The sequence below is a fragment of the Streptomyces synnematoformans genome, assembly GCF_039531005.1.
GTDB lineage: Bacteria > Actinomycetota > Actinomycetes > Streptomycetales > Streptomycetaceae > Streptomyces > Streptomyces synnematoformans.
In genome coordinates this window covers 1-10,782 of the sequence record NZ_BAAAPF010000245.1, presented here as the reverse complement: position 1 = coordinate 10,782, position 10,782 = coordinate 1, and the positions used below count along the sequence as shown (strand labels likewise).

Genomic DNA, 10,782 nt, shown 5'->3' with positions numbered 1-10,782 from the left:
GGTACGTCAGCAGCAGCAGCACCGCGGCCGCACCGCCCACGGCGGCCGCCGCGCCCGGGCGCGTACGGCGGCGGGCGGAACCTCGGGTGCGGCGGCCGGGACGACGCGGGCCCTCACGCACCACGGAACCTCCTCGGCCGTACGCGCCGGCGGACCGGCGGCCGCGCACGAGCGTCGCTGCTGCACAACGGGGGGACGGTCACTGCCTCCAGCGTGCGCCGCCGTCCCGCCCGCGACCCACCGGCATACGCCGAACGGGCGACCCCGCCAGGGGAGCCGCCCGCCCGCCGTACGGCCGTACGGAACGCCGGTGCCGCCGGCCCCTAGGCGCCCATCATGTGCACGCCGCCGTCGACGTGCACGATCTCGCCCGTCGTCTTCGGGAACCAGTCCGACAGCAGCGCGACGATCCCGCGCCCCGCCGGCTCCGGGTCCGCCATGTCCCACTCCAGCGGCGAGCGGGTGTTCCACACGTCCGCCAGGTCCGTGAAGCCGGGGATGGACTTCGCCGCCATGGACCCGATCGGGCCCGCCGACACCAGGTTGCAGCGGACGTTCTCCTTGCCGAGGTCGCGGGCCAGATAGCGGCTGGTGGCCTCCAGCGCTGCCTTGGCCGGGCCCATCCAGTCGTACTGCGGCCAGGCGTACTGCGCGTCGAAGGTGAGCCCGACCACCGACCCGCCGCCCTGCATCAGCGGCAGGCAGGCCATCGTCAGCGACTTCAGCGAGAACGCCGAGACGTGCATGGCGGTGGCGACGGACTCGAAGGGCGTGTGCAGGAAGTTGCCGCCGAGGGCGTCCGGCGGGGCGAAGCCGACCGAGTGCACGACGCCGTCGAGCCCGCCCAGCTCCTCGCGCACGATGCCCTCGATCCGCGCCAGGTGCTCGTCGTCGGTGACGTCCAGCTCGACGACCTTCGTGGGCTTCGGCAGCTTCTTCGCGATGCGCTCGGTCAGCGTGGGCCGCGGGAACGCGGTGAGGATGATCTCCGCGCCCTGCTCCTGCGCCAGCTTCGCGGCGTGGAAGGCGATGGACGACTCCAGCAGCACGCCGGTGACGAGGACGCGCTTGCCGTCGAGGATTCCGCTCATGGTGCTCAGTGACCCATGCCCAATCCGCCGTCCACGGGAATGACGGCTCCGGTGATGTACGAGGCGTCGTCGGAGGCGAGGAAGCGCACGGCGGCCGCGACGTCCCCCGGCTGCGCGTACCGGCCGAGCGGCACCTGCGCGACGATCTCCGCCTGCCGCTCCGCCGGCAGCGCCCGCGTCATGTCGGTCTCGACGAAGCCGGGCGCGACGACGTTGAAGGTGATGTTGCGCGAGCCCAGCTCGCGCGCCAGCGAACGGGCGAAGCCGACGAGCGCCGCCTTGGACGCGGCGTAGTTCGCCTGGCCGGGCGAGCCCATGAGGCCCACCACGGAGGAGATGAGCACGACGCGGCCCCTGCGGGCCCGCAGCATGCCGCGGTTGGCGCGCTTGACGACGCGGAAGGTGCCGGTGAGGTTGGTGTCGAGGACGGCGGCGAAGTCCTCCTCGGACATCCGCATCAGCAGCTGGTCCCTGGTGACACCGGCGTTGGCCACCAGCACCTCGACGTTGCCGTGCTGCTCCTCCACCTCCTTGTACGCCCGGTCGACCTGCTCGGTGTCGGTGATGTCACACCTCACCGGCAGGCAGCCCAGCTCCGTCAGCGCCGCGGGCGGCTCGCCGGAGCGGTACGTGAACGCGACCTTGTCCCCCGCCTCGGCGAACGCACGGGTGATGTCGAGGCCGATACCGCGGTTGCCTCCGGTGACCAGAACCGAGCGGCTCACGGACCCATCCCTTCTCCCGGTGGGCCCCGGACGCGCTCCGCGGCCCTTCACCCGAGAAGCTATCGGTACGGGACGTGCCGCGGACATTCCGCCCCCCACACAGGGCCGGACCGGACACTTGTGGGGTTCTCACAGAATCCCGCTGGGCAGCGGGCGTCCGCTCAGGGCATGATCGGCCGGGGGGCCGACCCGGCCGCCCGGCACCACACCCACCACCGACCGGAGGGCAGCACGTGAGCAAGTCGGTCCATTCCATCGACGACGAGTTCCTCGCGTTGCCGCTCGGCGCCCTCGCAGACGCCGCGCTCGCGCGGGCCCGGGCGCTGGGCGCCGAACACGCGGACTTCCGCCTGGAGCGGGTACGCGGCGCCGCGCTGCGGCTGCGGGACGCCAGGCCCGCGGGGTCCATGGACACCACCGACCTCGGGTACGCCGTGCGCGTGGTCCACGGCGGGGCGTGGGGCTTCGCCGCCGGGGTCGACCTGACCCCGGACGCCGCGGCCCGGGTCGCCGCCCGGGCGGTGGCGATGGCGAAGCTGTCGGCGCGGGTCATCGCCGCGGCCGGGGCGGACGAGCGGGTGGCGCTGGCCCCGGAGCCGGTGCACGCCGGGAAGACGTGGGTCTCCGCGTACGAGGTGAACCCCTTCGACGTACCGGACGCCGACAAGGCCGCGCTGCTCACCGGGTGGAGCGAGCGGCTGCTCGGCGCGCCGGGGGTGTCGCACGTGGACGCCTCGCTGCTCGCCGTGCAGGAGAACAAGTTCTACGCCGACACCGCCGGCACCTCGACGACCCAGCAGCGGGTGCGGATCCACCCCGAGCTGACCGCGATGACGGTCACGGACTCCGGCGACTTCGACTCGATGCGCACCCTCGCGCCGCCGGCGGGCCGCGGCTGGGAGTACGCGACCGGCACCGGCTGGGACTGGGACGCCGAGCTGGCGCGCATCCCCGGCTGGCTGGCCGAGAAGATGGCGGCGCCGAGCGTCGAGGCCGGCACGTACGACCTGGTGGTCGACCCCTCCAACCTGTGGCTGACGATCCACGAGTCCGTCGGCCACGCCACCGAGCTGGACCGCGCGCTCGGCTACGAGGCCGCGTACGCCGGCACCTCCTTCGCCACGTTCGACCTGCTCGGCGAGCTGCGCTACGGCTCCGGCCTCATGAACGTCACCGGGGACCGCACCGCCGAACACGGGCTGGCCAGCATCGGCTACGACGACGAGGGCGTGCAGGCGCAGTCGTGGGACCTGGTCCGGGAGGGCGTGCTCGTCGGCTACCAGACGGACCGCCGGATCGCGAAGCTCACCGGCGCGGACCGCTCCAACGGCTGCGCCTTCGCCGACTCCCCCGCCCACGTGCCCGTACAGCGCATGGCGAACGTCTCGCTGCAGCCGGCGCCCGAGGGGCCGACGACCGACGAGCTGATCGGCGAGGTGGAGCGCGGCATCTACGTCGTCGGCGACCGGTCCTGGTCGATCGACATGCAGCGCTACAACTTCCAGTTCACCGGCCAGCGGTTCTACCGCATCGAGAACGGCAGGCTGGCCGGCCAGCTCAAGGACGTGGCGTACCAGGCGACGACCACCGACTTCTGGGGCTCGATGTCGGCGATCGGCGGGCCGGAGACGTACGTGCTGGGCGGCACGTTCAGCTGCGGCAAGGCCCAGCCGGGCCAGGCCGCGGCCGTCTCGCACGGCTGCCCGTCGGCCCTCTTCCGGAACGTCAACATCCTCAACACCACCCAGGAGGCCGGCCGATGACGCGCACGCCCCGGACGACCGAGCCGCACGAGACCGTCGAGCGGGCCCTGGAGCTGTCGCGCGCCGACGGCTGCGTCGTGATCGCCGACGAGGAGTCGACCGCGAACCTCCGCTGGGCCGGCAACGCGCTGACGACGAACGGCGAGACGCGCGGCCGCACGCTCACCGTCATCGCCACCGTCGACGGCCGCGAGGGCACGGCGTCCGGCGTCGTCTCGCGCAGCGCGGTCACCGCCGACGACCTGGAGCCGCTGGTGCGGGCCGCGGAGGCGGCCGCGCGCGAGGGCGGCCCCGCGGAGGACGCCCGTCCGCTGGTCGCGGGCGTGCCGCAGTCGGCCGGCTTCACCGAGCCGCCCGCCGAGACCTCCTCCGACGTGTTCGCCGCCTTCGCGCCGGCGCTCGGCGAGTCCTTCGCCCGCGCCCGGTCCGGCGGCCGGCAGCTGTACGGCTTCGCGAACCACATGGTCACGTCCACCTACCTGGGCACCTCCACCGGGTTGCGGCTGCGCCACGACCAGCCGTCCGGGACGCTGGAGGTCAACGCCAAGTCCCCGGACCGGACGAGGTCCGCCTGGGCGGGCCGCTCGACCCGGGACTTCACCGACGTCACCGCCGACGTCACAGCCGCGCTGGACGCGGAGCTGGCGCAGCGGCTGGCGTGGGCGGAGCGCGCGGTGGAGCTGCCCGCCGGGCGGTACGACACGCTGCTGCCGCCGAGCGCGGTGGCCGACCTGCTGGTGTACATGTTCTGGTCCGGCGGCGGCCGCGACGCGCACGAGGGCCGCACGGTGTTCAGCAGGCCGGGCGGCGGCACGCGCGTCGGCGAGAAGCTGACCGACCTGCCGCTGACGCTGCGCAGCGACCCGGCGGAACCGGGCCTGGAGTCGGCGCCGTTCGTCGTCGCGCACGCCTCCGGCAACGACTCGTCGGTCTTCGACAACGGGCTGCCGATCGGGCCCACGGACTGGCTGCGCGAGGGCACGCTGCAGCACCTGCTGACCAACCGGCACACCGCGGACCTCACCGGCCTGCCGGTCACCCCCGAGGCGGACAACCTGGTGCTGGACGGGGGCGGCACGAAGTCGCTGGAGGAGATGGTCGCGGACCTGGGGCACGACGGCCCGGGGCTGCTGCTGACCTGCCTGTGGTACATCCGCGAGGTCGACCCGGCCACGCTACTGCTGACCGGGCTGACCAGGGACGGCGTGTACCTGGTGGAGAACGGCGAGGTGACCGGGGCGGTGAACAACTTCCGCTTCAACGAGTCGCCCGTCGACCTGCTGGCGCGGGCGGCGGAGGCGGGGGCCACGGAGCGGACGCTGCCGCGCGAGTTCGCCGACTGGTTCACGCGCGCGGCGATGCCGCCGCTGCGGGTCCCGGGCTTCAACATGAGCTCGGTCAGCCGGGGCGTGTAGCTGCCATTACCCTCGTACGCAGCCGCGAGGGGCGGTACGGATCGCGTACGGATCGAGTTCGAGGAGACACGAGAGACGTGACGGACATCGTCGACGAGCTGCGGTGGCGCGGGCTGCTGGCCCTGTCCACCGACGAGGACGCACTGCACAAGGCGTTCGCGGACGGGCCCGTCACGTTCTATTGCGGCTTCGACCCGACCGCACCCAGCCTGCACCTCGGCAATCTCGTGCAGATCCTCACGATGCGCCGGATCCAGCGGGCCGGGCACCGGCCGCTGGGCCTCGTCGGCGGGGCCACCGGGCTCATCGGCGACCCCAAGCCGGACGCTGAGCGCACGCTCAACGCACCCGACGTGGTGGCCGGGTGGGTAGGGCGGCTGCGTGCCCAGATCGAGCCGCTGCTGGACTTCGAGGGGCCGTACGCGGCCCGGATGGTCAACAACCTCGACTGGACCGCGGGCCTGACCGCCATCGAGTTCCTGCGCGACGTCGGCCAGCACTTCCGGGTGAACAAGATGATCGCCAAGGAGGCGGTCTCCCGGCGGCTGAACTCGGATATGGGCATCGGCTACACCGAGTTCAGCTACCAGATCCTGCAGGGCATGGACTACCTGGAGCTCTACCGGCGGTACGGCTGCACGCTCCAGACCGGCGGCAGCGACCAGTGGGGCAACCTGACCGCGGGCACCGAGCTGATCCACAAGGTCGAGCCGGACGCCGTGGTGCACGCGCTGGCCACCCCGCTGATCGTCAAGGCGGACGGCACCAAGTTCGGCAAGACCGAGGCCGGCACGGTGTGGCTCGACCCGGAGCTGACCAGCCCGTACGGGTTCTACCAGTTCTGGCTCAACGCGGACGACCGGGACATGCCCCAGTATCTGCGGATCTTCAGCTTCCGCAGCCGCGGGGAGATCGAGGAGCTGGAGCGGCAGACCGAGGAGCGGCCGCAGGCGCGGGCCGCGCAGCGGGCGCTGGCGGAGGAGCTGACGACGCTGGTGCACGGCGCGGAGCAGTGCGCCGCGGTGGTCGCCGCGTCCCGGGCGCTGTTCGGGCAGGGCGAGCTGGCCGGGCTGGACGAGGCGACGCTGCGGGCGGCGCTGGCGGAGGTGCCGCACGTGCGGGTGGCCGAGCTGGGTCCGGTCGTGGAGCTGCTCGCCGAGGTGGGCCTGGCGCCGAGCAGGTCGGCGGCCCGCAGGACGGTCAAGGAGGGCGGGGCGTACGTGAACAACGTGAAGGTCGCGGCCGAGGACGCCGTGCCGGCCCCGGCGGACCTGCTGCACGGGCGCTGGCTGGTGCTGCGCCGCGGCAAGCGCAACCTGGCCGCGGTGGAGCTGGCGGCCCCCGAGGCCGGGTGAGCGGCGGATGAGCGGGCGGATACCCGGCGGGCCGGGGCGTACGGGCCGGGCCCGGGGGCGCGGGCCGGCCGGCGGCCGGCCCGCGGGCTTAGCACGTCCCGCGGCCCCGCGTGCCCGCCTCAGGCGCGCGGGGCGGCGGGACGGAGCGCTTCAGCGGGGGCTGCGGTACTTGTGGCCGCGCATTCCGCCGTACAGCGGGGTGCCCAGGGCGACGACGGCCACGGCGCCGGCCAGCTGCAGGATGTGCCTGATCCAGTCGATTCCCTTGGTGTCGTCCACCCCGATCCCCGAGGCCACGGCGTTGCCGACGATGGCCCCGACGACGCCGAAGGCGGTGGTCAGCCAGAGGGGAATGGCCTGCTTGCCGGGCAGGATCGCCCGGGCGATGACGCCCAGGACCAGGCCCACGATGATGGCCCACAGCCAGCTCATGTCGCCTCCTAGTGCGGCGGTGTCCGCATGCCGTGCCAGTTTCCGGCGGCGGCCGGGGGGTCGCATTCCGGCCAGGGCCGTTCGGGTTTTCGGCCGGGGTGCGCCGCCCCGGCGTCGAGGGACGGGCCTTCCCGGCGTACCGTTGGGAAGTACCCAGTACCAGGGGGGTGGAGCGTGAAGCGCAAGCGCCACGGCGATGCCGACGTGTTCCGGATCACCGGTGCCCGACAGAGTCTGGACGACGACGTACGCGGCCGGCAGCGGCGGTACGTGATCTCCATGCTCGTCCGGGCGGTCTCGGTGGTGGGCGCCGCGCTGCTCTGGAACGTCGAGCGGCATGTCGCGATCGTCGCGCTCGTCCTCGGCATGTTCATCCCGTATTTCGCGGTCGTCATCGCGAACGCGGGCCGGGAGAACGTACGTTCACTTCCCTCCACCTTCGCCGTCGCCCCGCCACGGGCCGTGATCGCCCCGCCGCCGCGGGCCGCGCGGGAGCCCGAAACCCCGGGTGAGCACGCACAGGCCGGGCACGATTCACCGACCAGAGATAGCGCTCCGCCGACCGTTTGATCACCAAGAGTGCAAGCTCAGAAAAACCTCAAATCAAATATGCCGATCCGGTGCCGAGCGGGCCGCCCCGCGTGACATACTTCGTACGCGCTCCGCATCCCCCGTCGGAGCGACGGACCGACGCCGGGCGGCTCCCCCCGTGGCTGCCCGGCGTCGCCCATTTTCCGGGTCGTAGGCTGGGGCCTCGTGGACACCGCTGAACCCGCTCTCATCTGCTCCGCCAAGGGCTGCCGCACGCCCGCCGTGTGGGTGCTCGCCTGGAACAACCCGAAGCTGCACACGCCCGAGCGCCGCAAGACGTGGCTGGCGTGCGCGGAACACCGGGAATATCTCAGCCAATTTCTCGGCGTCCGGGGGTTTCTCAAAGAGGTCGTGACCCTGACGGACTGGCAGGACGCGGAGAAGAGCGCGGCGCGGGACGCCGAGCAGGGCGCCGGGAACGACTCCGGGAACGACGCCGGCGACCGGCCGGGGCCGGAACGGGGCTGAGAACCGGCACCGCCCGCGCGCCGGGCCGTCCCCGGCCGTGCACCGGCGGCTCCGGCCCGCCGCCGTCAGCCGCCGATGGCGGACATCGGCCGGTCCGGCTGGACGAACGACGGATCGTCCAGCCCCGCGCCGGCCTTCTTGCCCCACATCGCCTCCCGCCACAGCCGCGCCACCTCCGCGTCCGGCGCGCCGGAGCGCAGCGCGCCCCGCAGGTCGGTCTCCTCGCGGGCGAACAGACAGTTGCGCACCTGCCCGTCGGCGGTCAGCCGGGTGCGGTCGCAGGCCCGGCAGAAGGGGCGGGTGACGGTGGCGATGACGCCGACCCGGGCCGGCCCGCCGGCCACGAGCCAGCGCTCGGCCGGCGCGGAGCCGCGCGCGGCCGCGCCCTCCGGGGTCAGCTCGAAGCGGGTGCGCAGGGAGGCGAGGATCTCGCCGGCGGTGATCATGCCGTCGCGCTGCCAGCCGTGCTGCGCGTCGAGGGGCATCTGCTCGATGAACCTCAGCTCGTAGCCCTCGGCGACGGCCCAGGCGAGCAGGTCGGGGGCCTCGTCCTCGTTGACCCCGGGCATCAGCACGCTGTTGACCTTCACCGGCTCCAGCCCGGCGGCCCGGGCGGCGGCGAGGCCGCGGAGCACGTCGCCGTGGCGCCGGCGCCGGGTGAGCCGGTGGAACACGTCGGGCCGCAGGGTGTCCAGCGAGACGTTGACCCGGTCGAGGCCAGCGGCCTTGAGGGCGGGGGCCGTGCGCTCCAGTCCGATGCCGTTGGTGGTCAGGGAGAGCCGCGGCCGGGGAGACAGCGCGGCGCAGCGCTCGACTATGCCGACGAGCCCGGGGCGCAGCAGCGGCTCGCCGCCGGTGAAGCGCACCTCGGTCACGCCCAGCTCGACGACCGCGAGGCGGACGAGGCGGACGATCTCGTCGTCGGTGAGCAGCTCGGGTTTGCCGAGCCACTGAAGCCCTTCTTCCGGCATGCAGTACGTGCACCGGAGGTTGCAGCGGTCGGTGAGCGAGACGCGCAGGTCGGTGGCGACCCGTCCATAGGTGTCGCGCAGCATGGTGACGGCCCTCCCACGGCGGTACCTGACCTTTCGCAGCCTACGTCAGGCCCCTGACATTCAACACTCTGTTGAGATCAGGGGGCGGCAGCCGCCCGCGTACGGGTGTGACAGCCGGGCCGCACGGGGCCTGACGTGCCCGACACGCCAAAAGTCACTGCAGGGCGATGTATTGATGGGCGCGGGTGATCAGCGCTACGTTCGCTTGCCGTGTACCTGACCGCGGATCCGTCCGCGGCGGTTTCCGAACCGATGATCTGGAGATCCCATGACTCATCTCCGACCCCGCGGCCGGCGCCTGCTGGCGGTGCCCCTCGGGCTGACCCTCGCGGCGGCGCTCGGCCTCCTGCCGGGGGCGGCGTCCGCCGCGTCGGCGCCCGAGCCGGGCGGTGGCGCCGCCGCGGCGGCCGACGAGACCCTTTCCTACGTGGTCAACACCAAGACCGACCGCAGGACGATCGCCCGGGTGCGGGACGCGATCGGCGACGCGGACGGCTCGGTGGTCGTCACGTACAAGAAGATCGGCGTGTTCGTCGCCCACTCCACCAACCCGGACTTCGCGGCGGAGCTGCGCGACGTGCGCGGCGTGCAGTCCGCGGGCGCGACCCGCACCGCACCGCTGAAGCCGTCGGCGACGCTGGAGACCAGCGCACCGGACGTCTACGAGGGCGCCGCCGAGGCCCGTTCGCAGGACCCGGACGTCGAGCCGCTGGAAAACGAGCAGTGGGACCTGCCGGCCATCGGTGCCGACAAGGCGCACAAGATCTCGATCGGCAGCCGCGATGTGACCGTCGGCGTCATCGACACCGGCGTGGACGACCGGCACCCCGATCTCAAGGCCAACTTCTCCGCCGAGCAGTCCGCCAGCTGCGTCGGCGGCGTCGCCGACACCGAAGAGGGCGCCTGGCGGCCCTTCGACCCGCAGGGCGACTACCACGGCACCCACGTCGCGGGCGAGATCGCCGCGGCCCGCAACGGCGTCGGCGTGGCCGGCGTCGCGCCGGGCGTGCAGGTCGCCTCGCTCAAGGTGAGCGAGCCCGACACCGCGCTGTTCTTCGCGGAGGCCGTCGTCTGCGCCTTCGTCTTCGCGGGCGACCACGGCATCGAGATCACCAACAACAGCTACTACATCGACCCGTGGCTCTACAACTGCCTCGACGACCCCGACCAGCGGGCCATCGTGGACGCGGTGAACCGGGCCTCGAAGTACGCCATGGGCAAGGGCACCCTGCACCTCGCCGCGGCCGGCAACTCCAACGACGACCTGGCCTCCGACGAGATCGTGGACGACTCCAGCCCCGACGACAGCACGCCGGTGGAGCGCACGATCGACCCGTCCGAGTGCTGGGACGTGCCCACGCAGCTGCCGGGCATCGTGACCGTCTCCGCGACCGGCGTGGACGACGACAAGTCGTACTACTCCAGCTATGGCAAGAGGGTCGTGGACGTCGCCGCGCCCGGCGGCGACGGCTACCAGATCCCGGACACGCCGTCGAAGAACGGCCGCATCCTGTCCACCCTGCCGGAGAACCGGTACGGCTGGCTGCAGGGCACGTCGATGGCGAGCCCGCACGCCGCCGGCGTCGCCGCGCTGATCAAGAGCGAGCACAAGTGGCTCTCGCCCACCCTGCTGCACCTGATGCTGAAGGCGCAGGCGGACAACCCGGGCTGCCCGGAGTTCTACGACCCGGACGGCAACGGCGTGGAGGACTCCACCTGTACCGGCGGCAAGCGGTACAACGGCTTCTACGGGGCGGGGATCGTGGACGCCTACGACGCCGTACGGCGGTGAGGGCCGGCCGGTGACGTAGCTCCGACCGCGCTCGGGGGCGGCCCGCGGGGCCTCCCCACCGGCCGGGCGGCGGTGCCTCAGGGCGCCGCCGCCCG

At 73.0% G+C, this 10,782-nt stretch carries 10 protein-coding genes; 6 read left to right on the top strand and 4 right to left on the bottom strand.

The features are described from left to right. Positions 1-323: 323 nt before the first annotated feature. Together fabI and fabG are read right to left on the bottom strand one after the other, a co-directional pair. Positions 324-1,091, bottom strand: a complete 768-nt coding sequence (gene fabI, locus ABD317_RS27300) for an enoyl-ACP reductase FabI (RefSeq protein WP_027753474.1) — start codon at positions 1,089-1,091, stop codon at positions 324-326. A gap of 5 nt (positions 1,092-1,096) precedes the next feature. Then, positions 1,097-1,816 (bottom strand): 3-oxoacyl-[acyl-carrier-protein] reductase, encoded by a 720-nt coding sequence (gene fabG, locus ABD317_RS27295; protein ID WP_027753475.1) that lies wholly within the window; start codon positions 1,814-1,816, stop codon positions 1,097-1,099. A gap of 233 nt (positions 1,817-2,049) precedes the next feature. On the opposite strand from fabG, the gene ABD317_RS27290 reads away from it, so the two are divergent. From ABD317_RS27290 to tyrS, 3 genes are all read left to right on the top strand, one after another. Continuing rightward, a complete protein-coding gene (locus ABD317_RS27290; RefSeq protein WP_344292957.1) occupies positions 2,050-3,579 on the top strand; it encodes a TldD/PmbA family protein in 1,530 nt (509 codons plus the stop codon). Next, the gene (locus ABD317_RS27285; RefSeq protein ID WP_344292955.1) at positions 3,576-4,994 is read left to right on the top strand and encodes a metallopeptidase TldD-related protein; all 1,419 of its coding nucleotides are present in this window, start codon (positions 3,576-3,578) and stop codon (positions 4,992-4,994) included. Before ABD317_RS27290 ends, ABD317_RS27285 begins: the two co-directional genes overlap by 4 nt. Before the next feature lie 77 nt (positions 4,995-5,071). Further along, the gene (gene tyrS, locus ABD317_RS27280; RefSeq protein ID WP_344292953.1) at positions 5,072-6,349 is read left to right on the top strand and encodes a tyrosine--tRNA ligase; all 1,278 of its coding nucleotides are present in this window, start codon (positions 5,072-5,074) and stop codon (positions 6,347-6,349) included. A 150-nt stretch (positions 6,350-6,499) separates the two neighbouring features. Here the strand turns inward: tyrS and ABD317_RS27275 are convergent, their stop codons facing one another. Next, the gene (locus tag ABD317_RS27275; RefSeq protein ID WP_344292951.1) at positions 6,500-6,781 is read right to left on the bottom strand and encodes a GlsB/YeaQ/YmgE family stress response membrane protein; all 282 of its coding nucleotides are present in this window, start codon (positions 6,779-6,781) and stop codon (positions 6,500-6,502) included. 174 nt (positions 6,782-6,955) lie between these two features. On the opposite strand from ABD317_RS27275, the gene ABD317_RS27270 reads away from it, so the two are divergent. Both ABD317_RS27270 and ABD317_RS27265 read left to right on the top strand, forming a co-directional pair. Continuing rightward, positions 6,956-7,351 (top strand): DUF3099 domain-containing protein, encoded by a 396-nt coding sequence (locus tag ABD317_RS27270; protein ID WP_344292949.1) that lies wholly within the window; start codon positions 6,956-6,958, stop codon positions 7,349-7,351. Positions 7,352-7,537: 186 nt separating this feature from the next. Next, on the top strand, positions 7,538-7,840 hold the full coding sequence (locus tag ABD317_RS27265) for a hypothetical protein (protein WP_051438168.1): 303 nt from the start codon (positions 7,538-7,540) through the stop codon (positions 7,838-7,840). Between the two features lie 65 nt (positions 7,841-7,905). Here the strand turns inward: ABD317_RS27265 and moaA are convergent, their stop codons facing one another. Beyond that, the gene (moaA, locus tag ABD317_RS27260; protein ID WP_344292947.1) at positions 7,906-8,895 is read right to left on the bottom strand and encodes a GTP 3',8-cyclase MoaA; all 990 of its coding nucleotides are present in this window, start codon (positions 8,893-8,895) and stop codon (positions 7,906-7,908) included. 268 nt (positions 8,896-9,163) lie between these two features. Here moaA and ABD317_RS27255 point away from each other — a divergent pair, with 268 nt between their 5' ends. After that, positions 9,164-10,687, top strand: a complete 1,524-nt coding sequence (locus ABD317_RS27255; RefSeq protein WP_344292945.1) for a S8 family peptidase — start codon at positions 9,164-9,166, stop codon at positions 10,685-10,687. Positions 10,688-10,782 lie beyond the last annotated feature (95 nt).

What these genes read in the sequence shown, in the direction of transcription:
- fabI (WP_027753474.1), bottom strand. Translation starts at nt 1,091, where the DNA reads ATGAGCGGAATCCTCGACGGCAAGCGCGTCCTCGTCACCGGCGTGCTG.
- ABD317_RS27285 (WP_344292955.1), top strand. Translation starts at nt 3,576, where the DNA reads ATGACGCGCACGCCCCGGACGACCGAGCCGCACGAGACCGTCGAGCGG.
- ABD317_RS27275 (WP_344292951.1), bottom strand. Translation starts at nt 6,781, where the DNA reads ATGAGCTGGCTGTGGGCCATCATCGTGGGCCTGGTCCTGGGCGTCATC.
- moaA (WP_344292947.1), bottom strand. Translation starts at nt 8,895, where the DNA reads ATGCTGCGCGACACCTATGGACGGGTCGCCACCGACCTGCGCGTCTCG.
- ABD317_RS27255 (WP_344292945.1), top strand. Translation starts at nt 9,164, where the DNA reads ATGACTCATCTCCGACCCCGCGGCCGGCGCCTGCTGGCGGTGCCCCTC.